Consider the following 23,268-nt stretch of genomic DNA (forward strand, 5'->3'; position numbering starts at 1 on the left):
TCGCCTGAAGCTGGCGGCAGGCCTCCGCGACCACGCGACACCCCTGAGGGACCACCGCCAATCCTACTTGGACTGAGGCGTCTCGATGGCTTCGATGGCATCCTCCAGGGCGTTCCGGACATGGACATTGGGAGCCGAGCCCATCATGGACCGCAGCCATGGGGTCTGAGCCCTTGCCTGGCCCCCCATGAGCCCGAAGGTCCGGGCGATGAGCTGCTTGGGGTACTGCTCCACCGGACCATAGCTTTCCTTGAGCAGAGGAATGGTGGGGGCGCCGATACGGGCGAGGCTTTGCATGGCGGCCTCGTAGAACAGGGGCTCCAGACTGGTCAGGTGCTGGACCAGGATGCGCTGCAACTCGGGATTGTTTGTCCGGATCACCCCCGCGAAGTCCAGGAGATCCCGCTGGAGGTACCGCATCTGCCCTCCCCACCCGCTCAGGACATCGGCCCGCCGCAGAAGTTTGAGCACCCGGGGCTCAGCGGCCTTGGCCCTCTCGCCCAGGGCCGCCAGCATTCGAAGGGCTTCCTGGCGCTCGTGGACGGGCTCGGCATCCAGTTGTTTCAGCAGTTCCTCCGGACTCGGGACCTCGGAGCCGGAAATCCCGTAGGCCAGGCAGAAGCGCTTGAGTTCGATGCGGCTCTCCCGGTTGATGACCTGGGGCAGGACGTCGGCCATCCGCTGGCCACAGAGGGAGGCAAGACGGTCCATCTCCGGTGTGCGCCGAAGCTCCCGGACCGACGGGGCCTTGTTCTTCCCGGAGTCCTTGAGCAGGCCTTCGTAGAGACGCACCACCTGCTCCGCCAGATCCCGACTGGGCTCGGCTGCCGCAACGCGCTGCCCCAGCCAGGTCAGGGCCTGGGCCCTGGGGGCTCCGGTGGAGTGGGTGAAGAGATGGGAGAGGAGGCTCAGCAGCTCCTTGTCACCATCGACGCCGCAGGAGGCTCCGAAGCGCCCGTAACAGAGGACGGCCGCCCGGAGATCCGGCGTCTTGGCCCCCGAAGATCGCAAACGTCCGAGAATCTGGGTGAACAGCTTGCCCGCCTCCACAGGCACCGGACGCCCGATGCGCCCCGCCTGGGCCTCCTTCAGGAGGAGGCCGATCCGTACCATCTGCCGCTGGCGTGAAGCATCGCTGTTCTCCCGGTCCCTGAGCAGCAGGTCCAGATAGCCCCAGGGGCGCCTGGAGCGGGCCATGAGTCCCTGGATCGCCCTCCATTCACCTTCCTCCAGGGAAGGCTCGGCCTCCAGGTAGCTAAGGATGGCCCCTGTGCGGTCATCCTCATCCGGGTTCTGGATGCCGGGAATAACCCCGACGAGGAACTGCCGGTAGCTGGCGGAGTGCTGTTTGTAGCGAACCAGGTGCCAGACCACGTGGTCGTGGATTTTCCCGCAGGCCCCCTCGAAGGGGATGGCGGTGGCCTCCTTCACCAACCCCTCGACCTTCTCCTGGGTCCCGATGTCCTCCATGAGGTTCCGGATGGGGATCCACTTGGGTTCACAGGGGTTGGCGGTGGGCTTGGGTTCCGTCGCAGGGGTCGGCCCGGCCTGGAGGTCCTCGAAGAGACCCGCCAAATCCGGCGTCAGATCCACGCTTTCCGAAAGGCTTGCCACCACCTCTCCCGACACCACATCCAGGTACCGGACCTGGATGGCGATGGAGCGGTCCAGCCGGGTGAAGGTCCCGGTCAGCAGGTAGTCGATGGGAGCCAGCTCACCGATCTTCCGGGCTTCGGATTCGTCCATGAGGCCGCTGGAGGAAAGGGCCTGCTCCTTGAGCACCACGTCCAGGCGGGAGCGCTCGAAGAGGCGGATGGCGGGTCCGGCTGAGCTCAGGGCCGTGGAGAGCTGTTCCGTCAGATAGACCCCGAAGCCCTTGTCGCCGAATCGCTGGGATTCGGTCCCCTTCAGGGGGACCACCGCGAGGCGGACTTTCTTGTCTGGGGAGATCCGCCGGGCGCGATCGCTGATGGATTTGAGCGCTGTCGCCATGGGCTGGGGTGCGGTGGCCATGACCGGAGCCACCAGGACAAGCGCTGCCGTAGCGGAAGAAAAGAGGGGTGAAAATCGCATATTCATTTCCCAGAAGTGATTCAAGACAGGGTGGCCTGCCGGGGCAGGGTCACCCAGAAGCGGCTGCCGGGCTGGGCGGGTTCAAAATGGGCCTCGCCCCCGTGATCCTGGGCGATCCGGCGCACAATGGCCAGCCCCAGACCCATCCCCTTGCGCTTGGTGGAGAAGTAGGGCTCAAAGATCCGCTCCCGGGCCTCCGGGGGAACACCCTGCCCCTCGTCCCTCACCATCAGGGTGGTGATTCCGGCCTCTTCGGAAAGGCTCACATGGATGCAGCCCGTTTCAGCCTGGGCCCCGATGGCATTGTCCAGGAGGTTGATGAGGACCCGCTTCACCATGTCCTCATCCCAGAACACCTGGAGGGGACCTTCGGGGAGCTGCACGTCCCACTGGATGCGGGGGTGGTTGGGCACGTAAAGTGCGGCCACCTGACGCACCAGGTCCACAGCGTCCATCTCCCGGAACTGGGGGGTGGGGAGCTTGGCGAAGCGGCTGAAGCTGTCCACCAGACGCTGGAGGCTGGTGACCTCGGTCAGGATGGTCTCGGCCCCTTCGGCCACCGAGGCCGTCTCAAGGGTTCCCTGGCTGCACTTGCGCAGGAGTCGCTGGGCCGTGAGCTTGATGGGCGTGAGGGGATTTTTGACCTCGTGGGCCATGCGGCGGGCCACCTCCTGCCAAGCCGCCCGCTTCTCCGCCTGGGCCAGGAGGGAGAGATCCTCCAGCACCGCCAACTCGCCGCCATTCACCAAAGGCACCACCATGGCCCGGACGGGGCGGCCCTCGCCCTCGCTGCCAATCCGCAGTTCCTCCTGCATGGGACGCCCCGTCTCCTTGACCCGCTTCTGGAGCAGGGGGAGGTTGCCGAAGCGGGGCTGGTCCGAAAGGACCTGCCACGAATCCCGCTCGGGATCCCAGCCCTCCTCTCCCAGCCAAGCCCTGGCTGCGGGGTTGAAGGTGCGGAGGCTGCCATCCGGCTGCCAGCTGATGACCCCCACGGGGAGCGCCTCCAGCAGCTGGCCCAGGTAGGCCCGCTGACGATCGATGCGCTCAGACTGTTCCACCACGGCCAGACGTCCGGCCTTGAGGTCCCGGGCCATGGCATTAAAGCTCCGGCAGAGGAAGGCCAGCTCATCCTCGCCTTCCTCCGGGAGATTGGACTCCAGGTCCCCCATGCCGATCCGCTGGGCCGCCTTGGCCAGGGCCCGGATCGGCTCGGAAATGGTGCGGGAAAGGGTAAGCCCCACCCACATGGCGATGAAGATCGTCATGAGGGTCAGGAAGAGGAAGCTGCTCTGGGGCAGAGTTTCGAACTTTTCCCGGTTCTGGGTGATCTGAAGGCTCTCGCGATGGCGCTTCTCGAGTCGCACCAGCCCTCCTGCCAGCTCCGGGGGCGCGAAGGTTCCGCCGATCCACTCCTCTCTCCCCAGGCCAGGAAGCGACTCCAGGATCCACCAGCCATCCTCCACCTCCTGGAGGCCAGGCCCCTTCTTCAGGTCGGGGCGGGGCAACCCCCTGCTCATGGACTCCTCGGCCGTATCGGAACCTGTCCGGTGGATCAGGATGTCCAGCCGCGCCTCGTTCCGGAGGAGGTCCATTTCAAGGCCCGAACGGTTCTGGGCCAGGGCCAAGCCCAATTGGACCTGCTTCCGCAACTCCTCCCGATAGGCCTCGGAAAGCCGCCCGCCATCCTGGATGACCCGGACCGTGTCGGGCCTGAACCAGCGGTCGATGTTCTGGCTGATGAAGTCCCGCCCGATGAGGTAGAGCATGAGGCTTGGCAGGATCCCCACCGCCAGGAGGGCCACCACCAGCCGAGTCCGGATCCGGGCGCCCAGGATGCCGCTGCGGCGCTCGAAATAGACCTTGAGCAGGCTGCGGGCCACGATGAAGAGGAGGCCCATGATGGCCAGCAGATTGGCCAGCCCCAGGGCCAGCAGGCCCCAGCGGGACGGCGCGTCCAGGCCCGCTTCCACCTGGTTGCCCAGCAGCTTGTAGACCCGGAAGATGCCGAAGATGAGAACCGCAAGGCCGGCGCCCAGATAGAGACGATTCAGTTCTGCATTCCGCTTGTAGGTCATGGTCCAGGGTACCCTGGATGGATGCAGAACTGGGAACCCCAACGCACCCTCCCCCTCCTCATGGAGGAAGCTCTCAATGCATCCCTGGAGGCCCTCAGCGCCCATGCGGGGGGCCTGGTGCGAGAGGAGCTCCCCTTCCGGGACACCCCCTTGCCCCTGCTGCGCGGCGAATTCTGGACCTCCATGCAGCGCCAGGCCTCCAACCTCCACGAGATTTCCTACCGCGCCTGCTACAAGCCCCAGCTTCCCCGCCTCTTCATCGAGCGCCTCACGGAACCCGGCGATCTCGTCTACGACCCCTTCAGCGGCCGGGGCACCACCGCCGTGGAGGCCGCGCTCCTGGGGCGCCGGGTGGCTGCCAACGACGTGAACCCCCTCTCCCGGATGCTGGCGGAACCGCGCCTCAGCCCGCCGGAATCCCTGGCTCTGGCCAAGCGCCTGAAGGAGATCCCCCTGGCCGGGGCCGCTCCCGATGGCACTGCCCTGGACATGTTCTACCACCCGGACACCGAGGCGGAGCTGCGCGCCCTTCGGGCCTACCTCATGGAGCGGGAGGCATCCGGCGCCTTCGATGAGCTCGACGCCTGGATCCGAATGGTGGCCACCAACCGCCTCACGGGCCACAGCCCGGGATTCTTCTCCGTCTACACCCTGCCCCCCAACCAGGCCGTGAGCGCCGAGAAGCAGCGCGTCCTCAACGAGCGCCGCAACCAGGTACCCCCCTATCGCAATGTACACGAATTGATCATCAAAAAGAGCCGTCAGCTCCTCAAGGGGCTCACGGAAACGGAGTGCGGCAACCTGGGCGCCGCCCGCAGGGACGCCCGCTTCCTGACCGGGGACGCCCGGCGGGTGCCCACCCTCCCGGACAACGCGGTGGCCCTGACCGTCACCTCCCCCCCCTTCCTGGACGTGGTGCAGTACGCCAAGGATAACTGGCTGCGCTGCTGGTTCTGCGGCCTGGACGCCGAGGTCATCGGCCGGGGCATCACCATGTCCCGCACCGTGGCCGCCTGGTCCGAGGTCATGGGGGAGGTCTTCCGGGAACTCCACCGCATCACCCGGCCCGGAGGCCACGTGGCCTTCGAGGTCGGGGAGGTGCGCCAGGGGCAGGTCCGGCTGGAGGAGGCCGTACTCCCCTTGGGGCATCAGGCCGGATTCGAAGCCCTGGGGGTGCTGGTGAACGAACAGGACTTCACCAAGACCGCCAACATCTGGGGTGTCTCCAACAATACCCACGGAACCAACAGCAATCGCATCGTGGTGTTCAGGAAGCAGTAGCTGCCCTCAGGCCGTCAAGCCCGCTGCCGCCTGGAGGGCCTCCAGGATGTTCCGGTGCAGCTCCTGGCCCAGGGCCGGGTCCCCATTGAGGTCCACCAGGAAGGCTTCCATGCAGAGGATGGTGGCGGCCTGGATGGCCAGAGAAATTCCTTCGCGGGCCATTTCCTCCGGGAAGGCGATGCGGTAGCCCTGGACGGCCCTGTGAAAAGCCTTGCCCGCCGCCTGCCGCGCCCCGCGAAGCCCTCGCCGACCGCGGCTGCAGCCCTCAACCATCGCATGGAAGGCGCTGATGCCGGCCTGGGATTCGACGAGGGACTGCCAGGCCCGGATTTCCTTCTCGATCTCCTCGCCCACCTCATCTCCGAAGACAGCCTGCCCTTCGGCCACCCGGGGCGCCAGCCCGAGGCGCTGGGCTCGCTCCTCCGAGGGTGCCCCGGCCTGAATGGCATTGGAGGCCTGTCGACCATCCCCCATGGCACGGTAGAGGCGGGCGAGAAACCGGGAAGCCACCACCGCCCGGATGGTCCAGGCATCGATGAATTGGGTGAGTTCAGGCATTTCCATGGACCATGGATATGTCTGCAAGGGGGCTGAGGTTTCATGAAAATTGAATCCGGCATCGCAGCCGTTCGGTTCAAGAGCCACGGATCGCGCTTTCCCAGAGGAGAGAAGCATGTTGGTCGAGGAGACGAAATGCCGGAGCAAGCGATGCCCATGACACCCCAGCGCTTCATGAAGGCCCTCCGGCAGGGGGTTTTCGAGAACAACCGCCGCCTGGCCCGCGCCCTGGCGGAGTGGGGTGGCCCGCTGGAGGAAGGCCAGGTCCGGGAGATACTGCACCGATGGGCCTTCGGCACGCCCAGGCCGACGGGGCTCGGTGCGCCGGAGCCTCTGCCCGTGCGGCGCCCAGTGTGGCGGAACCTGCCGCAACACCGACGGGTGGCTTACGGCAGCCTGCTTTCTGAAATCCGGGAGCGGTGGGTGGCGCGCCTGACCCGGGAAATCCAGACCATGGCCAGGGATCACAAGGCCACCCTGGCCCGCTATGCGGAGCGTCCCGACACCCAGGGCGGTCGGATCGTCAGCGGCGACACCCTGCTCCACTTGATCCCAGGCGTGGCGGAGAACCCACCCCTGGCCCTGGCAGCCTTCCAGGATGTGGACCCGTCGGCCCTGGGCGAGCTGGCCAGCCTCGGCACCCGGATCCGCGACCACGTCCTTGATCTGGCGGGCCGCGAACCCGTGATCCTCATGGCCGGGGGGGAGGCTTCCGGCAAGAGCACGCTCAGCTGCCAGCTGATCCGCCAGGGGTTCCCTGGCGCCATCGTGGACAGCCCCTGGGTGTCGGAGAAGGATGTCCAGAAGGTGCTGGACCGGGGATATGAGGCCTGGGTAGTGTACCTGGACCGGACCTTCGAGGATGCTTTCCAGTCGATGCTGCTGCGGGCCGCAGACGAGGGCCGCATCGTCGATCCGGATGAGAGCGCCCGGACCCATACGGAGGTGCCCCCCATGCTGTTGCGCAGCCTGGCTCCCTTCCGCGACCAGCCGAGGGTGTCCTGCTGGCATCTGCGGAACACAGCCTCAAACCTGGATCTGGCCGAAGCCATCGGTGGCCCTCTGGATGGCGACGGCAAGGACGCCCTGGCGTCCATCCGCATGCGCCCCGAATCCCGGAGCCGGGCCGACTTCCAGCAGGCCGCCCGCAAGACCTGGGCCCGATTCCAGCATGCCATCCAGGCGCGCCGCCACAACCCCTACCCCGCAGACCTCACCGAGGAGATCTCGCGAAGGATGCCTTCAAGGTACTGATCGGTGCCCCCTTGGTCTGCGTCATGAAGCAGCGGCCGGGGAGGCACGATAAAGAAAACCCATCAAGGGGCGGACGCTCAGGCCCGGCCAACAGGCTTTTCAGTCGGTTCCCCTGTTTGGCGTGAATGACACAACAGCGGACTTCCACCGATTTCAAAGCAAAAATGAACATATAATTATCTTTCAAATCATTTCATCCTGCCCATCCTGTCTATCCTGTTCAAAGATTTTCAACAGGATATGCAGGATGGGCAGGATAGAAACATAAGGACAACGAGCTGCCCGGAAAACACGTTATAAACACATTGCTCATTTAACACTTGTAATCGTGAGCAATCCGAGAATTGGAATATCAGTTCTCGTCGACCTGCGGAGCGCGGGCCCCTTCGCGGATCAGAACCAGGTCCCGCGTGGGGGCATGGCCGAAATAGCGGCGGTATTCCCGGCTGAACTGGGAATTGCTCAGATAGCCCACCTGCCGACTTGCGCTCCCGGCATCCAGCATCCGGGTCAGAATGAGGCGCCGGGCCTCCTGGAGGCGCAGCACCTTCTGGTATTGCAGGGGGCTCATGGAGGTGACGGACTTGAAGTGCTGGTGAAAGGAAGAGGAGCTCATGTTGACCAGCAGGGCCAGCCTTTCCACATCCAGGGGCTGGTCGAAGTTGTCCCGCACCCAGGAGATCGCCTTGGAAACCCGCTGCACCCGGGACTCCTCCTTGCCGATCTGGGCGACCCGGACGCCGATGGGGCTCCGGAGGAGGCGGATCAGGATTTCATCCACCACGAGGGGTGCCAACAGTTCCGTATCGTCAGGACGGGCCAGCAGGCCCAGGAGCCGGATGGCGGCCTGGACAATGTCCTTCTCGGTAGGGCTGACAAAGATGCCACGCTCGCTGGGAGACTGGGGCAGCCCGTGGGGGAAGACCCGGAGGGCGAGCTCCGAGATCTTTTGCGGATCAAGCTCGAGCTTGAGACTGATGAAGGGCGCTTCCGGCGAAGCCTGGGTCACCCGGGCCCCCACCGGAACATCCACCGAAACCACCAGCATCCGGGAGGTGTCGTATTCCACCTCATCGGGTCCGAAAAAGACGGATTTGGCCCCCTGCGCCACAAGGCAGAGCGAGGGCTTCTGGAGCCCGTGAGCCATATCCTTATAGGGCCGCGAAGCCCGGTATACCGACAGGCCGGGCATGCGCATGGCAAAAAAGCCATCGTAGGGAGCGAAGCCAAGCAGGAGCTTGGCCAAGGAGCCCAATTCGGCCTGGATACTCTCGTCCTGAACCATGGTCGACCTTCCTTCCGCCAAGTTTAGACCGCGAACCCTCAAGCCCCCCTATGGGTGCTCCGGCAGGACCTCGTTCAGACATCGAATTGCGTTGAGGGTCCGGGGGTACCCTATGTAGGGCAGCAGTTGGGTGATGACACCCAGCAGGGTGGCCTTGTCGTTCCCGAGATGGGCATTGCCCTGGATGTGCCCCTTCAACTGGGGTTCACAGCCCTTCATGGACAGGAGCATGGAAAAGGTCAGCAGTTCCCGGGTTTTCAGGTCCAGGCCTCCCCGGGAGACGAAGTCGCCGAAGCAGTTGTCCGAGAGGTACGTATTGATATGGGACTGGCTCGCCGGAGTCTGCTGATGCATCCGATCAATGGCCTCGCCGAAGATCGCCTTCTGCAGGGCCAGCCCCCGCTCAAAACGGGTCTCCGGACCTGTGGTGGCCTGCCCATCCAGGGGAAGCTCCACCCCCCGGTTCACCAGGATATCGTTCGCCGCATGGAGGAACTCGTATACCACGCCGATGCCGCAGTAGGGCACGGCCTGGTATACGATCTCCTTGGCCTCGACCGGGGTCACCCCGATGTTGAGGGCACCGCCCAGCATCACCTTGAACGCCCCAATGCACTGTCCCGCGACCAGGGCCGCCAGGATGACCATCAAGCGGGTGCGCTCATCGAGATGGCCGTGGGCCAGCACTTCATCGAAGGCGAAGTTGTCGAAGATCTCGATGAGCTCAGGATCCGTGACCTTCAGGGTGGAGACATGACCCGGAAAGAGGCGTTCGTGGTTTCGGTAAGCTGTTTCTGAAATGGCCATAGGCCCTCCTCCAGTTCAATGACCCGACTTCGCAGCCGCGACACCGACGCCGCTGTTTCCGGGTTTACGTTTCCACACCTGTTGCGCCCAGGCGGATCTTCATATGGGGGACTTCAGCCCCCCAGGACCTTTCGAAAGGCCTCAGCGGCCAGTCAGGGCTTCGAGATGCTCGGGGTAGCGGCTCCCGGCGACGGGGATGGCCTGGGCCGCGACCCCGATCTCCCGCAGATCCTCGGGGCTCAGCTCGACCTCTGTGGCCCCCAGGTTCTCCTCCAGGCGCCCCAGCTTGCGGGTTCCGGGGATGGGCACGATCCAGGGCTTCTGGGCGAGGAGCCAGGCCAGGGCGATCTGGGCAGGGCTCGCCCCCTTCTGGGTGGCGATGCCCTTCAGCAGCTCCACCAGGGCCTGGTTGGCCCTACGGGCCTCCGGGGTGAAGCGTGGCAGGGAGTTGCGGAAGTCCTTGGCGTCGAAGGTAGTCGCCTCATCCATCTTCCCGGTGAGGAAGCCCCGACCCAGGGGGGAGTAGGGGACCAGGCCGATGCCCAGATCCTCCAGAACCGGCAGGATCTCCGTTTCTACGCTGCGGGTCCACAGGGAGTACTCGCTCTGGAGGGCCGCCAGGGGTTGGACCGCGTGGGCCCTGCGGATGGTCTGGGGGCTGGCCTCGGAAAGCCCGAAGTGCTTCACCTTGCCCGCCTGGATCAGGTCCCGGACCGCCCCGGCGACCTCTTCGATGGGCACATTCGGGTCCACCCGGTGCTGATAGAAGAGGTCAATGGCCTCCACCCGGAGACGCTTGAGGGAGGCCTCGGCCACCCGGCGGATGTTCTCCGGGCGGCTGTCCAGGCCCGGCTGTCCCGCCACGCCCCGGGGATCGTAGTTCGGGTCCAGGTTGAAGCCGAACTTGGTGGCGATCACCACCTGCCCCCGGAAGGGTTCCAGGGCCTCGCCCAGGAGGTCCTCGTTGGTGTACGGACCGTAAACCTCCGCCGTATCGAAGAAGGTGACCCCCCGCTCCACCGCGGCCCGCAGAAGGGCGATCATCTCCTGGCGGTCCCCGGCGGGTCCGTAGGAGAAGCTCATCCCCATGCAGCCCAGCCCGAGGGCCGATACCTCAAGATCACTGTTGCCAAGTTTGCGTTTCTGCATGGAATGCTCCTGTGTTGGGGATTGGGTGTTACTCAGGCCTGGCGGCCGAACTGACGGGCCACCTGCATGGCCGGGGAACCATCGATCTCGCCCCTGCCCCAGGCCCCGGCCCCGTAGACGATTCCCTTCTCCCGGCCGCCGGTCAGGCAGGACAGAAAGCCCCGGAAGCCTTCGATGGTCCGCTCCAGGGCTGGCTCGCTGCCATCCGCCGCCGTGGCGATGAAGTAGAATTCCTTGCCGGTGATCTCGGTGTACCGGGCGCAGCAGCGGTCGATGAAGGTCTTCATCTGGGCGGCCATGGTGTAGAAGTAGACCGGCGTGGCCAGGACCAGGACATCTGCGGCGATCACGCGGTCCAGGAGTCCGGCCATATCGTCCCGCTGGGGACAGGCGGACTTCCCACCGACGCAAACGCCACAACCGGTGCAGTAGTTGATGCGGTGTTCGGGGATGCGGACCTTCTCGACGTGGTGCCCGGCCTCCCGGGCGCCGAGGGCGAACTGGTCGCAGAGGGTGTCGGAATTCCCACCCTTCCGGGGACTGGAGGAGAGAATCAGGATCTGCTTGGGCATGGTTTTCCAGAGGCTGGGCAAGGCCCGAGGGAGGGGCCCTGCTGGGTTGCGGCTTGAAGGCGCCTCATACGCCTTCGCAGACAAAAGCATAAATTCCACCACCAAGGCTCCAAGGGCACCAAGTTTCACCAAGAAAAGCCTGATGCGTCGACCAGGACACTCGGGCCTGGTTCCGGGGGGGGCAGGCGGCAGAGGCACGCAAGCGTGCCACGGCCACCTGTCCCTCCCGGAACGTGTGCGGCGCCGCCGCACACCCCCGCATCGCGGGGCGGCCAGAGTGTCCAGCCACTGGCGCGCAGAGGTGGGAGTTGGCTTTCACATTGACCCGGGGCGAAGACATTGATCGCCAGTAAACCTTTGGTGATTCCTTGGTGTCTTCGCGCCTTGGTGGTGGAAGTCGTTTTTGCATTTTAGTTTATTGATTGCGAATCGGTATCAGGCCTTGAGGGAGGCCATGTCGATCACGAAGCGATACTTCACGTCGCTCTTCAGCATCCGTTCGTAGGCCTCATTGATGGCCTGCATGTTGATCACCTCGACATCGGAGGTGATGCCGTGCTGGCCGCAGAAGTCCAGCATCTCCTGGGTCTCGGCGATGCCCCCGATAAGGGAACCCGCCACGGACTTCCGGCCCATGATCATGGGGACGGTGTTGAGGAAGGGGTCCAGGGGCCCCAGGTAGCCCACCAGCACGAGGGTACCGGAGATGCCAAGGGTCGGAATGTAGGGGTTGATATCGTGGAGGTAGGGTACCGTGTCGATGATCAGATCGAATTTCCCTTTGACCGAAGCCATCTGCTGCCAGTCCGTGGAGAGGACGATGTGATCGGCCCCCAGGCGGCGGGCATCCGCCTCCTTCCCGGCGGAGCGGGTGAAGAGGGTCACCTCGGCCCCCAGGGCCTTGGCCAGCTTGAGGGCCATGTGCCCCAGGCCTCCGAGGCCCACCACCGCCACGCGGCTTCCCTGGGTGACCTTCCAGTGGCGAAGCGGGGACCAGGTGGTGATGCCCGCGCAGAGGAGCGGCGCGGCGCCCTTCAGATCCAGGCCCTCAGGAATGCGGAGCACGAAGTTCTCAGCCACGACGATCTTCTCGGAATAGCCGCCCTGGGTCAGGGTGTGGTCATGGCGGTCCACGCCCCCGTAGGTATACGTGGAGCCCTCCTCGCAGTACTGCTCCAGGCCCTGCTCGCAGGGCTGGCAATGCTGGCAGGAGTCCACCATGCAGCCTACGCCAACATGATCGCCCACCTTGAAGCGGGTCACCCCCGGGCCTACCTCGATCACCCGGCCGATGACTTCGTGGCCCGGCACGATGGGGTAGGTGGTCCATCCCCAGTCGTTGCGGGCGGTGTGCAGATCGGAGTGGCAGACCCCGCAGAAGAGGATCTCGATCACCACATCGTCGGGGCGGGGAGCACGGCGGTCGAAGCGGAAGGGCACCAGGGCGTCCTTCGGGGAGTGGGCGGCGTAGCCGAGCACGTTCGTGGTCATGAAGTCCTCCGGATCAGGGATGGCACGGGTCTGGACGGACGGCTCAGCGTTCGCCCAAAGACGTTCCGATGTGCATTTCTCGTCGTGGTTGGGATGGCCTGCGGCATCCGCAAGGCCTTCGGCGCTTCCTGGAGCGGGAAGGCCTCACGCCTATTCCGCCTTCCCACCGGCACCGCATCGCCTCAGCGACAAGACAAAGTGTAGGCCGATGGCCCCACCCCGGCTTGCCTGATGCTCCAGACTTTTTGCCCAATTCTGCGAGGACGCACCAGTCGCTCAGCCACCCTTCTCCACACAGACGTGATGGTCGGGCTTTGCCCGGTCATCACGTGGAGGTCAAAGGGGGGACATCGCGAGCGCAGCGAGCAGGGGATCCGGGTCATTGCTCCAGGAAGCCCCGAAGATCTTCCGTGAATTTCAGAGGGTTCTTGAACATCAGGAAGTGGTCGCCGTGTTCGGCCTTGGAGTAGAGGTAGAGTCGCGAATCCGGGATCACCGACTTCATCCATTTCTGGCAGGCCACCACATCGCTGTTCTCTCCGGTGAAGATGGCCGTTGGCACCTTGATCTTGCTCCGGAGGACATCCCGCCAATCGTTCGAAATGTGGTCGAAGAGCACCAGCTTCATATACCCAGGGTCACTTTTGATGAACTCCCGGGCGAAGGCCTCGGAATTCTGGAAGCTGGGCGAGTCCATGGCAAGGTAGCGCTCCAGGGCCCGGGACTGGCAGATGAGGCTGGTGACCGGCTTGCCCGTGGTGAAGGATTCGATCATCCGCTCTGGTGAGGAAGTCATGCCTCCGGCCTCCAGCCTTTCCTGCTCGGACCAGTCCGCATGGCTGTAGATGGAGGCAGGTTCGTCCACAAAGGCTACTTTGCGAATCCCCCGGGTGCCGAAGAGGTCGATGTAGCTCCAGAGCACCGAGGCCCCCATGGACCACCCGCAGTAGTCGGCGGAGGCCAGCCCCAGGTGCTCTCCGAGCTCCCTGAGATCCACTGCGTAGCGCGCAATCCGGTTGCCATAGGCCACCTGCTGGGAGAGCCCCTGGTTCCGGGGATCCAGGACGATGACCCGGTAGTGGCGACTCAGCAGATACATCACGTTGAGGTATTCCGCCCCGTTGGCTGACCAGCCAGGAATGAAGACCAGGGGTCGGCCCTGCCCGGCCTCCCAGTATGCCAGGCGGACCCCATCCGAGGTTACGAAGTCATTGATCTGCAGGCCCTTGAAGTCCGAGAGCTTAGCGGGCAGGCCCTCGATCCGGTTCGGGAAGCTGAAGTCGCGCCCCAGGACCTCCAGGGCGGGCCGGGCCTGCACAGACAGCGTGGCTGCCAGGAGGACCGCTGCGCCCAGCAGGGCATGAAGAAAACGTCTCATTTCATAACCTCCTTTTTAACAACTCAGCCTACTTCTGCCAGCTGGGCTGGCCTTCCGCAGGCAGACCATCCCCCTGGGTGTGCTGCTCCAGGCTCCCGGCCTTGGCCTGGACGCAGACATAGGTCAGCTCGCTGGCCTCATCGGCCTTGATGCTGCGGGCCGCGGCGGGATCGATGCGCACCACGCAGCCCTCCTGCACCCCGAACTCCTCGCCGTCGATGTAGAAAAGCCCCTTCCCCTTCAGCACCACATAGATCTCCTCATTCTGCTTGTGGGCATGGATGAAGGGCAGGCTGACCCCGGCTGGCAGGGTGTTGATGGAGACCTCGGCGCTCGTCAGTGCTAGGTCATCGTGGAGCACCGTCCGACCGGGCTTGTACATCTCCGCCACGAGGGTGGCCTGGTAGTTCTTGTTCGCAGTCATGATTCCTCCTGCCCCGTCCCGGGGCCTCGTCCGGGACCCTTGTCCCGCTGCTAACTTGGACGAGGACCTGGGAGGGACTGTGAACATCAACTCCCGGTCAGGGAGGCCCGAAGGCTCCCCGAAGGAAGCGAACACCCTCGTCGAGGGCCCTCTCACCCCCGGAGTTGCGCTTCCTGTCCTTGAAGAACTGGATGAAGCCATGGTGCTGCCCCGGATAGACCCGGGTCTCAGCCTTCACACCGGCTGCCGCGAGGGCCTTCCCGTAGGCGAGATCCTCGTCCCGCAGGGGGTCGCTGTCGCCCACCTGGATCAGGGCCGATGGCAGCCCCTGGTGGGTCGCCCAAAGCGGAGCCACCAGCGGCGCGTAGGGACTGGTTCCCTGGGGAACGTAGGCCTGGATCACCCCGAGGTTCACGGCCCGGCTCGGAAATTCCCGCTCGCCCAGCTCCTTCCAGGACTCGGTATCCATCCTGTTGCTCACCGTGGGGTACATCAGCCACTGGGCCGACAGCTTTGGCCCGCGCCGAACAGCGCGCTTCGAATCTGATTCATGTTTTGCTCCAAAGAAAGGAAGACAGAGGCTCTACGCGCCAGCCTTTGAGGCACCGAAACCGAAGCCATCCACCAGTGGAGCCTGGATGATCGTGGGTGCGCCCGCCAAAAGAGGGCCCGCAGTCTCAAAGAAGGCCTTCAGGGCTGCCCCCTCCGAATGGGACTTGCAGGCGGCTTCGTCGACATAGCATTCCGTAAGGGCAAAGGTCTCGCCTTCCCTGCAGAATCCGTAGGCGAGGGTCCCGGGTTCCAGTCGGCTCTCGCGGACCATGATGCGGAGGGCGGCCTCCAGGGCGGAAGCAGCTTCCGGGCGGGCCTGCAGGGTGGCGACGATGACGATCATGATGGCTCCTGGTCCTGTCCCCATGGGACGAAAGGGCATTGAAAAAGACAATGCGCTTATCGGTTGGACGAAACAGGGCCCGGGTGTGTGAAGAACAGTCTTCAACACTTTCCACAGTTACTGCAGCCGTTACAGATAGGCTTGCTACCACAGCGGTCGCAGCGGGTCTTGAAGGCCGGGATGTGCAGATCGCTCTCGGCCAACTCCCCGCCCCAGGAGTCGACCAGGCGGAAGCCCCGGGGTCGCCCCGCGAAGCTCATGCCTGACTTCCAGGCCATCTCGCTCTGAAGTCGACGGGGCATGCGATAGGCCCGTCCATCCTTGAGGAAGTATGAGCCCGTCTCGATGAAGCAGAAGCTCACCTGGAAGCGCTCACAATCGACCCGCATGCGAAGAATCCAGTCGAAGTCGCAGGGCCTGGCACCCCCGTAGTTCTCGCCCCCGGCGATGACCTGCCCGATCTGCCCAGAAGCCAGAAAGGGGGCCAAGCGGACTTCGCCCAGGAGGGGTGCCGCCATCACCCCCTTGTGCCGCGCGGGCAGGTCCAGCAGGACCGGAATCCTCTCCTCAGCCCGAGTCTGGTTCTCGCAGCTCACGTTCAGGGCGACGTGATCCCAGCCTTCACCCCAGTCCGCCGGGAGCACTGCCAGGATCCTTTCGGGGCGCTTGGTCAGGAGGAAGAACTTCACATCGCGCCGGACCCGCATGATGTCCCAGGCCTCCTCCCGCCAGGGGTCCGCTTCCTCCAGGAAGAAATCGGAGGACATGCAGACCCGGATCTGCTCGCCGCTGCGGATCTTGTAGCGCCCCTCCCGGTCCCGCTGGAGCGGGTAGCGGAAGCCGGAGCGGTTCCGGTGGATCTGGGAACAGTCCCGCCCCCGCCGCTCGTCCAGAAAATACATGTAGCAGTGCGCGCACCCTTCGCTCACCCGATGGCAGCCGTGCCAGGGGTTCCAGATATCATGCATCCGGGCTGCCGAGCAGGCGACCCAGGGTAAGGCCCATCTCCTCCGTAAAGGCCAGGGTTCGCGTCGCGTTCTCCCTGGGACCCTCGATATCCAGCGCATTGAAGCGGATCAGGGTGGCCCCCTTCAGGCGATGGACCATCCGTTCGAAGGGGAAGCGGATGATGGCGGGGGTGTTGAAGCCCACACCCAGCTCAAGGAAGGCAACCCGGACCCCTTGGGCCCCCTGGAGGAAGGCGGAGTAGCGGTCCCGGGCGGCCTCCCAGGCCTCATCCTCTACAAAGTGGTCGTCCTTGCGGAGGTTGGGGTCCATGGGTCCGCCACAGACCGGGCAATGGGGCACCAGGTCAGAGGGAATCCGGCAGTCCACCGTGGCCGCCCGCATGGCCCGGATCTCCTCCTCGTTGTCGTAGACCCGGCGATGGCAGCCCTGGGCGCACTGGGAGAGGCCGTAATCCCCCTGCACCGCCCAGACCCGGTCCTCCGGGAACCCGGCCTTCTGGAACTGGTGGTCAACGTTGGTGGTGATCACGAAATAGGGCTTCGACTGCACCAGGGCCAGCAGGTCCCGATAGAGGGGCATCCCCGGAGGATCGTAGCGGTTGAGCCCGATTTGGAGAGCCCAGTAGCCCCAACGCTCCTCATCGCTGGCGAAGGGGTGGAACCCGGCGCTGTACATGTCGGTCATCCCATAGCGCCGGATGAAGGGGCCGAAGTGTTCCTGGAAGCGTGGCCCCCCATAAGTGAGTCCGGCGGCGGCGGAGAGTCCGGCCCCCCCGCCCACCACGAGGGCGTCGGCGGCCCGGAGTGCCTGGCGGGCCTGGAGGATGCGGGTCTCGAAGTCTTCCATCTGTTCAGTTTGCCTCAAGCCTGCCCCCCAGGGTATCCACCAGCCTGCGGGCAAAATCGATGGAGGACTGCTTCGGCTGAGTGCTTCGGTGCACGTGGAGAGCCTGGCGGGCCTCTTCCACCTGCCGGATCACCTGCCGGGTCTCCCGGAAGGAGGAGGGACGCTCCGCATAGTCACAGGAAGCAGCATCCACCTTGCCCGCCGCCCGGAGGCGCCCGGCCTGGCGGTTGCATCGGCAGGGGGCCGCATCCGAGACCAGCCCGCAGTGGGCCCGCAGGAAGGCCACCATGGACTCCCGGGCCTTCTGGAGACGCTTGCGGAAGAGCGCGGGCTCGACCTCCAGCACCTCGGCGGCCTCCGGGCCCGGCATCTCCAGGATCTCCCCCAGCACGAAGGCGAGACGGTGGGGACGGTCCAGGCACTGGAGCATCCCCAGGGTGCAGCCCACCTTCACCTCATCGATGAGGATGGATTCCTCGGATTCCAGGAGTCCGCCAGGTCCGGGGTCCAGCCCCAGATCCTCGGCCATGCGCTCGAAACTGAGGTGCAGCCGCTCCACCGCGCTCTTCTTTACGTCCAGGATGTAGTTCACGGCCACCCGGTAGGCCCAGGTCCGCACCCGACTGCGCCCATCGAACTGCGCCAGACGGGTGACCACCCGCACCAGGATCTCCTGGGTGGCGTCCTCCGCCTCATGCCGGTTTCCCAGCATCCGCAGGGCGAGCCCGTAGATCCCGCCCTGGAGCGCCCGCACCAGTTGGTCCAGGGCCTCGGGATGGCCGTCCGTGGCACGTTTGACCACCTCCTCCAGGTGGGGGTCCTTGGGATCGGCTTCAGGGCTTTGCATGATCAGGCTCCGGGTTCGCCCCTGACTCATCGGCGGGCCACTCGGTCGGGGTGATGGCGATTAAAGAATTGAGGAAAGACGGTTCGCCTCAACACCCCTTGGACGATGTGCGGGGGGGGAGTGTGAACGGAGAAGACGGGCCTCGCACGGCTTTTCGCTTGCCTTTCACAGGGCACCTCCGGCCTTCGTCTAAATCAGTAGCGAGGCCTGCGTCTCGCATACAGTCCCAATCCCCACAGCAGACTGCAAACGGGGCGAATGGTTGGATATTCTCCAGTCCATTCGCCCCGTGCTTTGGTTCAGGTCAAGCCTTGCTTAATCGGCAACGTATCCCGTGAAGTTCCGGTACCACTTCAGCTTGCGAAGCAGGCCCACGATGCCCTGGGGGGAGGCCAGCATGATGACCACCAGGATGATGCCCTGGATCAGGAGGCTGTAGCCGCTGTAGCGGGCCAGCATGAAGTAGAGGAACACCGCCACGATGGAGCCGAGGAAGGGGCCCTCCTCCGTGCGCACGCCGCCGATGACCGTGGCCAGGATCAGCGTCATGGTCCACTTCACATTGAAGGTGTTGGAGGGTTCGATGTAGCCGTTGTTGAGGTAGTAGATGGCGCCCGCCAGGCCCGTGACGGCACCGGCGATCATGAAGGTGTAGACCTTCAGCTTGAAGACGTTGACACCCGCGGTGGCGGCGGACTTCTCATTGTCCCGGACCGCGGCCAGGCCCAGGCCCAGATCGGAGCGGAGCACGACGCGCATGATGACCATGGAAACCACGGCCAGCGCCAGTGCCAGCCAGTAGAAGTGGTCAGGCCGCAGGGATTCGATGCCCTTGACCATGTATCCGGCGCCGGCACCCACCATGGAGCCACCGACGGGGCGCCAGAGGTAGAAGACCATGCGGAGGGCCTCAGGCACCACCATGGTGCCGATGGAGAAGTAGACCCCCGTCAGTCGGAACACTGCGTTGGAGAGGAGCAGGGAGAAGAGCGCCGCCACGATGGCCCCGAGGAAGATCCCGCAGTACCAGGGGATCCCGATCCAGGTGCCGATGACCATGGTGTACCCGGCCAGGCCCAGGAAGGCGGGCTGGCAGAGGGACACCAGACCGGAGTAGCCCGCCAGCAGGTTCCACATGTTGGCCATGGTCAGGTAGATGGCGAAGAGGAAGATATAGAGCAGCCAGCTTCGGGGGGCCCCAAACACCGGCAGGAGCGCCAGCACCAGGGCCGGCACGAGGTAGCCGAGCAGAACAGTTGGTTTGGTATGCATCTTGGTTCCCATCATGCACCTAGCGTCCAAAGAGTCCCTGGGGCCGGAAGGCCAGGAGGATCAGAATGATCACGTAAAGCACCAGCATCTGGGCGTTGGCGCCCAGGAAGTGCGCGCTCAGGGTCTGGACCACCCCCAGGATGATGCCGCCCAGGAAGGTGCCCATCATGCTGCCCAAGCCGCCGATGATCACCGCGCCGAAGGCGATGGTGAGGAAGGTCGTGCCCGAGGTCGGCGTGAAGGGGAAGGTCATGCCCAGGAAGGTTCCGGCGATGGCCGCGGAGACCATGGCAATGCCGAAGGCGTAGTAGTAGATCCGCTTGGTGTTGATGCCCATGAGCTTGGAGGCCCGGGTATCCTGCGCGGCGGCGGAGATAGCCCGTCCCATGTAGGTCCGCTTGAGGAACTCCTGCATGACCAGCATGACCACCACGCCCACGATGAAGTCGAGGAGGTAGATCATGGGGAGCTGCCGACCGAAGATGTGGAAGCTCGCCTGGGAGTAGGCGGTGTTGATGCCCCGGGACTGGGGGGAGAACATGATCTGATTGGCGTTCTGGATGATGAGGGAGAGGCCGAAGGCGATGATCAGGGGCGCCTCGGCGCCGATGGTGACGGCCTTGCTCATCAGGTACTTCTGGATCAGGATGCCGATGCAGAACATGAGGGGGACGGTGATGACGAGGCCCAGGATGGGATCGATGCCCAGCATGGTGAGGACCGCGTAGGATCCGTAAGCGCCCAGCACGACGAGATCGCCGTGGGCGAGGTTGATGAGTCGCATGACCCCGAAGACCATGGACAGACCGAGGGCCGTCAGGGCGTAAAGACCGCCCAGCATGACCCCCATGAGAATTGGTGTGAGAATATCGCCAGACATGTTTATTTCCTCGCGGAGCTAGACGCCGAAATAGGCTTTGCGGACATCTTCGTTATCCCTAAGTTCCAAGGCCGTTCCGCTCAAGGTGATCTTGCCGGTCTCGATGATGTAGGCCCGGTCGGCTTCCTTGAGGGTCTTGACGACGTTCTGCTCCACGAAGAGAACAGTGACCCCCTGGGCCTTGATCTTGTGCAGGGTCTTGAAGATCTCGTCAACGATGATGGGGGCCAGACCCAGCGACATCTCGTCAATCATGATGAGCTTGGGGTTGGCCATGAGGCCGCGCCCGATGGCCACCATCTGCTGCTCACCGCCGCTCATGGTCTTGGCGAGCTGCTTCTGGCGGTCCTTGAGCTTGGGGAAGAGATCGAAGACGCGCTGGAGGTTCTTGTCCTTGTGCTTGCGCGCGTTGGGGGTGTAGGAGCCCATGATGAGGTTGTCCATCACCGTCATCTCAGGGAAGAGGCGACGGCCTTCGGGCACCTGGGTAATGCCCAGATCCACAATCTCGAAAGGCTCGAGCTTGCTGATGTCCTGCCCCATGAAGGTAATGCTGCCGCTCTTGGGGTGGTTCACGCCGTTGATGGTGTCCAGGAGGGTGGATTTACCGGCGGTGTTGGCGCCGATGAGGGCGCAGGCCTCGCCCTCCCGGACTTCCATGGAGAGGTTCCAGATGGCCTGGAATCCGCCATGGAACACGTCTATGTTCTGGATCTTGAGAATCGGTTCGGATTGCATATCGCTTGGGGCCTCACGATGTACGGTTTTTGAGGGTGATCAGCGCGGCTAGGCCCCGAAGTAGGCCTTGACCACTTCGGGGTGGCACATGATCTCGTCGGGCTTGCCCTCGGCGATCCAGGTGCCCTTGTCGATCACCACGATCCGGTCCACCACGTTGCACAGGATCTTCAGGACGTGCTCAATGATGACGATGGTGATGCCCATCTTGCGGAAGAGGGCGACGGTCTCCAGGATCTGGGGAACCTCGGCCTCGGTGGTGCCAGCGAAGACCTCGTCCAGCAGGATCACCTTGGGCTTGCGGGCCAAGGCGCGGGCGATCTCCAGCTTCTTGAGGGTCAGGGTCGGCAGCTTGCCTGCGCGGGTGTCCTTCTTGTCGCCCAGGCCCACCATGTCGAGGATCTCGTCGTTTTCGGCCAGGCCCTGCTCACGGCTGATGCCCCGACCAAAGACGCTGGAGACAGCGGCATTCTCCCGGACGGTCAGATGGGAGAAGGGGTGGGGGATCTGGAAGGTCCGGGCGATGCCGAGGTGGCAGATCTTGTGGGCGGGCATGCCGGTGATGTCCTTGCCCTCGAAGAAAATCTGGCCCGAGGTAGGGGCCTGGGCGCCAGCGATGAGGCTAAGGAGGGTGGTCTTGCCCGCGCCGTTGGGGCCCATGAGGCCGAGCACCTCTCCCTCGTAGACGTCAAAGCTCACGTTGTTGTTGGCCACCAGACCGCCGAAGCGCTTGGTGACTCCCTTGATGGAAAGAATGGGTTCACTCATATCAGTTGTCACACACCTTGAACAGGGCTGTTGAAATCCTCACCGGAGAGCGGGCTGGCCTGCCAACCCGCTCCCCAGGTCAGGCCTACTTGGTCGGCAGGGGGAAGACCGGATCGCCCGTCTTGGTGGCGAAATCATGCTTGGAAAGCACCACCTTGAGTTCCCACTTCTCGGGACCGTCCTTCTTGAACCACTGCCCGAAGAGCACGGGGCCGCGGCTGAAGTGATTCTCGTCGAACTTCACACGGTGGCCGATGGTCAGGAGATCCGTGTCCTTGAGGGCAGCCTGCACCTTGTCGGCTTCGATGGACTTGGCGCGCTGGATGGCGTCGACCAGCACCTGCACGGCGCGGTAGCCGGGGCCGATGGCGGGGTTGATGGGCTGGTTCTTGGCGGCCTTCCAGCGGCTGGCCAGGGACGCGGGGGTGGTGTCACCGATGCCCGGGCAGTTCTTGAAGGAGGGATCCCACCAGATCTCAGAGCCGATGCCATTGGCAAGATCGCCGCCCCAGGAATTGGCGTCATTATAGTAGAGGGCACCACGGCTGATCATGACCAGCTTGGGGTTGAAGCCCAGGGACTTGCACTGCTTCCAGACGGCACCGAAGAAGGGGCCGGGGGAGTTGCCCCAGAGGATCTGGACATCCGCATCCTTCCACGCCTTGATGACGGAGGAGAAGTCGGTGGTTTCCATGGGCATCAGGCCCAGGTTCTTGTCGACGCCGACGGCGGTGTAGCCCAGCTTCGCGAGGGAGGGGCCGAAGACGGTGTACCAGCCGCGACCATCGGGGTCGTCGGAAGCCAGCACGCCCACCTTCTTGTTGGTCTGGCCACCGAACTGGGTCAGCATGTCGGTCCAGGTGTCGAGCACGGTGTATCCGGGCTTGCCCGCGCGGAAATCGTCACCCGTGGCCGGGGTGGCAATGGCCATCAGGCCAGTGGCCCAGGTGTACTGCCACTTGGTGGGGGTCTCGTTCCTCATGCCCATCCAGGGCTCCAGGGGACCCACGGCGGTGATGTAGGGCACCTTGTAGCGGTCGCAGGCCTGGGAGACACCGGCGTGCATCGGGGGGGGCTCATCACCGCTCACGATGAAGCTGACGTTGTCCTGGTTGATGAGGCTCTCGGCCAGGGAACCGGCCTTGTTGGGATCGCTCTCGTTGTCGACGACCACGAGCTTGATGGGCATCTTCTGGTCGCCGACCTGGACACCGCCCTGCTTGTTGATGTCCTCCACGGCAGCCTGGATGCCGTACACGCCACCCTGACCGAAGGACGCGAACATGCCGGACTGGGCATGAACCACACCCACGCGGATCTCTTTCCCGCCCTTCTTGTCGCACCCTGTCACGAGGAGTGCGGTGACAGCGGCTAGGCCTGCTGCGACTGATGCGAGTTTCTTCACGGGTTTCCTCCCTGGTAGTTATAGGCTTTGACCTTCTCGCGCAGACGAAATGGCCGTGTCATTGGCTGCACTCAAGCAGCCTCATTCGTGGTGTGGATGGTTTACTTGATCTTTTTTACAGAGATGGAGTTAAGCCTTTTTGTGAAAATTCCGAAGATTTGCAAAGAAATGTAAAGGGCCATAGCGCCATTCAGGCCATTCAGCATTTGCCGACACGCGATTATTCGAATAAACGTTTATAGCGCCATCCCATAATCCGCACCGGGGCATGTTCATCGAAGCGATCCCCAGCTATCCT

At 64.1% G+C, this 23,268-nt stretch carries 21 protein-coding genes and 1 pseudogene; 2 read left to right on the plus strand and 20 right to left on the minus strand.

All coding sequences use genetic code 11. From position 1 onward, the window contains the following. Positions 1-63 precede the first annotated feature (63 nt). The gene (locus HOLFODRAFT_RS0209345) at positions 64-2,073 is read right to left on the minus strand and encodes a FlgO family outer membrane protein (protein WP_026939201.1); all 2,010 of its coding nucleotides are present in this window, start codon (positions 2,071-2,073) and stop codon (positions 64-66) included. Between the two features lie 20 nt (positions 2,074-2,093). Continuing rightward, on the minus strand, positions 2,094-4,151 hold the full coding sequence (locus HOLFODRAFT_RS0209350) for an ATP-binding protein (protein WP_005038143.1): 2,058 nt from the start codon (positions 4,149-4,151) through the stop codon (positions 2,094-2,096). Positions 4,152-4,172: 21 nt separating this feature from the next. On the opposite strand from HOLFODRAFT_RS0209350, the gene HOLFODRAFT_RS0209355 reads away from it, so the two are divergent. Further along, a complete protein-coding gene (locus HOLFODRAFT_RS0209355; protein ID WP_005038145.1) occupies positions 4,173-5,432 on the plus strand; it encodes a DNA methyltransferase in 1,260 nt (419 codons plus the stop codon). A 6-nt stretch (positions 5,433-5,438) separates the two neighbouring features. Here HOLFODRAFT_RS0209355 and HOLFODRAFT_RS0209360 read toward each other — a convergent pair whose 3' ends face one another. After that, complete coding sequence (locus tag HOLFODRAFT_RS0209360) at positions 5,439-5,990, minus strand: hypothetical protein (protein WP_148300407.1); 552 nt, start codon at positions 5,988-5,990, stop codon at positions 5,439-5,441. A 135-nt stretch (positions 5,991-6,125) separates the two neighbouring features. Here HOLFODRAFT_RS0209360 and HOLFODRAFT_RS0209365 point away from each other — a divergent pair, with 135 nt between their 5' ends. Next, complete coding sequence (locus tag HOLFODRAFT_RS0209365; RefSeq protein ID WP_005038150.1) at positions 6,126-7,244, plus strand: hypothetical protein; 1,119 nt, start codon at positions 6,126-6,128, stop codon at positions 7,242-7,244. Between the two features lie 352 nt (positions 7,245-7,596). Here the strand turns inward: HOLFODRAFT_RS0209365 and HOLFODRAFT_RS0209370 are convergent, their stop codons facing one another. From HOLFODRAFT_RS0209370 to HOLFODRAFT_RS0209450, 17 genes and pseudogenes are all read right to left on the minus strand, one after another. Beyond that, complete coding sequence (locus HOLFODRAFT_RS0209370) at positions 7,597-8,529, minus strand: AraC family transcriptional regulator (RefSeq protein ID WP_005038152.1); 933 nt, start codon at positions 8,527-8,529, stop codon at positions 7,597-7,599. 48 nt (positions 8,530-8,577) lie between these two features. After that, on the minus strand, positions 8,578-9,336 hold the full coding sequence (locus tag HOLFODRAFT_RS0209375) for a carboxymuconolactone decarboxylase family protein (RefSeq protein WP_005038154.1): 759 nt from the start codon (positions 9,334-9,336) through the stop codon (positions 8,578-8,580). Between the two features lie 141 nt (positions 9,337-9,477). Next, the gene (locus HOLFODRAFT_RS0209380) at positions 9,478-10,485 is read right to left on the minus strand and encodes an aldo/keto reductase (RefSeq protein WP_005038157.1); all 1,008 of its coding nucleotides are present in this window, start codon (positions 10,483-10,485) and stop codon (positions 9,478-9,480) included. 32 nt (positions 10,486-10,517) lie between these two features. Beyond that, positions 10,518-11,057: a flavodoxin family protein gene (locus HOLFODRAFT_RS0209385; RefSeq protein WP_026939202.1), complete on the minus strand. Its 540-nt coding sequence runs from the start codon at positions 11,055-11,057 to the stop codon at positions 10,518-10,520. A 435-nt stretch (positions 11,058-11,492) separates the two neighbouring features. After that, positions 11,493-12,548 (minus strand): NAD(P)-dependent alcohol dehydrogenase, encoded by a 1,056-nt coding sequence (locus tag HOLFODRAFT_RS0209390; protein WP_005038161.1) that lies wholly within the window; start codon positions 12,546-12,548, stop codon positions 11,493-11,495. Between the two features lie 379 nt (positions 12,549-12,927). Beyond that, on the minus strand, positions 12,928-13,926 hold the full coding sequence (locus tag HOLFODRAFT_RS0209395; RefSeq protein WP_005038163.1) for an alpha/beta fold hydrolase: 999 nt from the start codon (positions 13,924-13,926) through the stop codon (positions 12,928-12,930). A 28-nt stretch (positions 13,927-13,954) separates the two neighbouring features. Next, complete coding sequence (locus HOLFODRAFT_RS0209400; protein ID WP_005038165.1) at positions 13,955-14,350, minus strand: cupin domain-containing protein; 396 nt, start codon at positions 14,348-14,350, stop codon at positions 13,955-13,957. A gap of 97 nt (positions 14,351-14,447) precedes the next feature. Further along, positions 14,448-14,870: pseudogene (locus tag HOLFODRAFT_RS20320) on the minus strand (alpha/beta hydrolase fold domain-containing protein); the annotation flags it as partial. Between the two features lie 63 nt (positions 14,871-14,933). After that, positions 14,934-15,245 (minus strand): putative quinol monooxygenase, encoded by a 312-nt coding sequence (locus HOLFODRAFT_RS20325; RefSeq protein ID WP_005038169.1) that lies wholly within the window; start codon positions 15,243-15,245, stop codon positions 14,934-14,936. A 101-nt stretch (positions 15,246-15,346) separates the two neighbouring features. After that, complete coding sequence (locus HOLFODRAFT_RS0209415) at positions 15,347-16,213, minus strand: DUF5131 family protein (RefSeq protein ID WP_005038171.1); 867 nt, start codon at positions 16,211-16,213, stop codon at positions 15,347-15,349. Continuing rightward, entirely contained in the window at positions 16,206-17,078 is an 873-nt protein-coding gene (locus HOLFODRAFT_RS0209420; RefSeq protein ID WP_211237945.1) for an SIR2 family NAD-dependent protein deacylase, read from the minus strand. The genes HOLFODRAFT_RS0209415 and HOLFODRAFT_RS0209420 overlap by 8 nt, the downstream gene beginning before the upstream one ends. Next, entirely contained in the window at positions 17,065-17,907 is an 843-nt protein-coding gene (locus HOLFODRAFT_RS20330; RefSeq protein WP_052572520.1) for an RNA polymerase sigma factor, read from the minus strand. Before HOLFODRAFT_RS20330 ends, HOLFODRAFT_RS0209420 begins: the two co-directional genes overlap by 14 nt. Before the next feature lie 315 nt (positions 17,908-18,222). Continuing rightward, positions 18,223-19,179, minus strand: coding sequence for a branched-chain amino acid ABC transporter permease (locus HOLFODRAFT_RS0209430; protein WP_158412941.1), 957 nt, complete (start codon positions 19,177-19,179; stop codon positions 18,223-18,225). 19 nt (positions 19,180-19,198) lie between these two features. Next, positions 19,199-20,059, minus strand: coding sequence for a branched-chain amino acid ABC transporter permease (locus HOLFODRAFT_RS0209435; RefSeq protein ID WP_005038179.1), 861 nt, complete (start codon positions 20,057-20,059; stop codon positions 19,199-19,201). 18 nt (positions 20,060-20,077) lie between these two features. After that, on the minus strand, positions 20,078-20,797 hold the full coding sequence (locus HOLFODRAFT_RS0209440) for an ABC transporter ATP-binding protein (RefSeq protein WP_005038180.1): 720 nt from the start codon (positions 20,795-20,797) through the stop codon (positions 20,078-20,080). A gap of 48 nt (positions 20,798-20,845) precedes the next feature. After that, a complete protein-coding gene (locus HOLFODRAFT_RS0209445; protein ID WP_005038182.1) occupies positions 20,846-21,565 on the minus strand; it encodes an ABC transporter ATP-binding protein in 720 nt (239 codons plus the stop codon). 85 nt (positions 21,566-21,650) lie between these two features. Beyond that, positions 21,651-22,970, minus strand: a complete 1,320-nt coding sequence (locus tag HOLFODRAFT_RS0209450; protein ID WP_026939205.1) for an ABC transporter substrate-binding protein — start codon at positions 22,968-22,970, stop codon at positions 21,651-21,653. Positions 22,971-23,268: the final 298 nt, after the last annotated feature.

The sequence above is a fragment of the Holophaga foetida DSM 6591 genome (assembly GCF_000242615.2).
GTDB lineage: Bacteria > Acidobacteriota > Holophagae > Holophagales > Holophagaceae > Holophaga > Holophaga foetida.

What these genes read in the sequence shown, in the direction of transcription:
- HOLFODRAFT_RS0209345 (WP_026939201.1), bottom strand. Translation starts at nt 2,073, where the DNA reads ATGCGATTTTCACCCCTCTTTTCTTCCGCTACGGCAGCGCTTGTCCTG.
- HOLFODRAFT_RS0209350 (WP_005038143.1), bottom strand. Translation starts at nt 4,151, where the DNA reads ATGACCTACAAGCGGAATGCAGAACTGAATCGTCTCTATCTGGGCGCC.
- HOLFODRAFT_RS0209355 (WP_005038145.1), top strand. Translation starts at nt 4,173, where the DNA reads ATGCAGAACTGGGAACCCCAACGCACCCTCCCCCTCCTCATGGAGGAA.
- HOLFODRAFT_RS0209360 (WP_148300407.1), bottom strand. Translation starts at nt 5,990, where the DNA reads ATGCCTGAACTCACCCAATTCATCGATGCCTGGACCATCCGGGCGGTG.
- HOLFODRAFT_RS0209365 (WP_005038150.1), top strand. Translation starts at nt 6,126, where the DNA reads ATGCCGGAGCAAGCGATGCCCATGACACCCCAGCGCTTCATGAAGGCC.
- HOLFODRAFT_RS0209370 (WP_005038152.1), bottom strand. Translation starts at nt 8,529, where the DNA reads ATGGTTCAGGACGAGAGTATCCAGGCCGAATTGGGCTCCTTGGCCAAG.
- HOLFODRAFT_RS0209375 (WP_005038154.1), bottom strand. Translation starts at nt 9,336, where the DNA reads ATGGCCATTTCAGAAACAGCTTACCGAAACCACGAACGCCTCTTTCCG.
- HOLFODRAFT_RS0209380 (WP_005038157.1), bottom strand. Translation starts at nt 10,485, where the DNA reads ATGCAGAAACGCAAACTTGGCAACAGTGATCTTGAGGTATCGGCCCTC.
- HOLFODRAFT_RS0209385 (WP_026939202.1), bottom strand. Translation starts at nt 11,057, where the DNA reads ATGCCCAAGCAGATCCTGATTCTCTCCTCCAGTCCCCGGAAGGGTGGG.
- HOLFODRAFT_RS0209390 (WP_005038161.1), bottom strand. Translation starts at nt 12,548, where the DNA reads ATGACCACGAACGTGCTCGGCTACGCCGCCCACTCCCCGAAGGACGCC.
- HOLFODRAFT_RS0209395 (WP_005038163.1), bottom strand. Translation starts at nt 13,926, where the DNA reads ATGAGACGTTTTCTTCATGCCCTGCTGGGCGCAGCGGTCCTCCTGGCA.
- HOLFODRAFT_RS0209400 (WP_005038165.1), bottom strand. Translation starts at nt 14,350, where the DNA reads ATGACTGCGAACAAGAACTACCAGGCCACCCTCGTGGCGGAGATGTAC.
- HOLFODRAFT_RS20325 (WP_005038169.1), bottom strand. Translation starts at nt 15,245, where the DNA reads ATGATCGTCATCGTCGCCACCCTGCAGGCCCGCCCGGAAGCTGCTTCC.
- HOLFODRAFT_RS0209415 (WP_005038171.1), bottom strand. Translation starts at nt 16,213, where the DNA reads ATGCATGATATCTGGAACCCCTGGCACGGCTGCCATCGGGTGAGCGAA.
- HOLFODRAFT_RS20330 (WP_052572520.1), bottom strand. Translation starts at nt 17,907, where the DNA reads ATGCAAAGCCCTGAAGCCGATCCCAAGGACCCCCACCTGGAGGAGGTG.
- HOLFODRAFT_RS0209430 (WP_158412941.1), bottom strand. Translation starts at nt 19,179, where the DNA reads ATGCATACCAAACCAACTGTTCTGCTCGGCTACCTCGTGCCGGCCCTG.
- HOLFODRAFT_RS0209435 (WP_005038179.1), bottom strand. Translation starts at nt 20,059, where the DNA reads ATGTCTGGCGATATTCTCACACCAATTCTCATGGGGGTCATGCTGGGC.
- HOLFODRAFT_RS0209440 (WP_005038180.1), bottom strand. Translation starts at nt 20,797, where the DNA reads ATGCAATCCGAACCGATTCTCAAGATCCAGAACATAGACGTGTTCCAT.
- HOLFODRAFT_RS0209445 (WP_005038182.1), bottom strand. Translation starts at nt 21,565, where the DNA reads ATGAGTGAACCCATTCTTTCCATCAAGGGAGTCACCAAGCGCTTCGGC.